Annotated in this window: 1 protein-coding gene; it reads right to left on the bottom strand. The window is 66.3% G+C overall.

Annotation, left to right across the window (positions count from 1 at the left end; all coding sequences use genetic code 11):
• The coding region (locus tag IE126_RS25710; protein ID WP_189383235.1) for an IS481 family transposase at positions 1 to 967 on the bottom strand (967 nt) is incomplete at its 3' end.
• Positions 968 to 1,059: the final 92 nt, after the last annotated feature.

Below are 1,059 nucleotides of genomic sequence, written 5' to 3'. Positions count from 1 at the left end.
TGTCGCATCCCGTGTGATTGTAGACGCGCTTCCTGAACAGCTCGGGCCTTTGGCGTTGCCAGTCCTTGAGGGCGGCGATGGGCGTTCTGCCCTTCAGGGCTGATTGCGGGAGCTGGCTGTTGTAGAGGTGGACGTAGCGCAGGAGGGTCTGCTCCAGGTCCTCGCCGCTGTGGAAGCGGTGGCTCTGCAGGACGTCCTCGATCCGGCCGTTGAAGCGCTCGACCATGCCGTTCGTCTGCGGCCGCATCGGCGGGGTCAGACGATGCTCGATGCCAAAGTCGGCGCAAAGGAGGTCGAACTCGTGCTGTCCGGTGGCGGCGCGCTTGCGCAGGCCGAACAGCCGGTCGGTGAAAGCCTTGCCATTGTCGGTCAGCACCCGGGTGATCTTCATCGGGGCCGCGCGCTCCAGATCGCGCAGGAAGCGGCGCGCATTGGCCGCGGTCTGCGCCGGATAGATGCGCACGAAGACCCAGCGCGTCGCCCGGTCGATGGCCACGAAGAGATAGCGGCGGCGGTCCTCGTCGGCCATCTGGGGCAGATACTTGATGTCGATGTGCAGATAGCCCGGCTCGTAGGCCTTGAAAGTGCCATGCGCGGGCTTGGCCTCCTTCGGCTTCAGCGCCTGCAGGTTGCCCACCCCATGGCGGCGCAGGCAGCGGTCGAGGCCCGAGCGCGAGACGTGCGGATTGAGGAACTCGCGCACCACCGCGAGCAGGTCATCGAGCGGCAAGAGAAGCGCCTTGCGCAGCGCCACCGCGACCGCCTCCTGAGGCGGCGTCAACGTCGTCTGCAACCGATGAGGCGTGTGGCTCCGGTCGTGGACGTCGTCACGGCTCCGCCACTTCCACACCGTCTGTTCGGAGATCCCGTAGCGCGCGGCCACCAGCCAGGCCGGTTCGCTGCTCGCCTGGATCGCCGCCCGGATCTTCGGCGTCGTGGTTGCCTGCTTGTGCAGAGAGATCAGCATGTCCCCACCCCCTCCCGAACCTCGCGCAGGATCGATCTTGCCATGAACAGGGCAGAACGGCGAGGGTCTATGTGATCATCCGGGATGGAACA

Origin of the sequence: Gemmobacter nanjingensis (genome assembly GCF_014652195.1) — a bacterium.
In the GTDB taxonomy this organism is placed as follows: domain Bacteria; phylum Pseudomonadota; class Alphaproteobacteria; order Rhodobacterales; family Rhodobacteraceae; genus Gemmobacter; species Gemmobacter caeni.
This window is presented reverse-complemented; position numbering and strand designations above follow the sequence as displayed.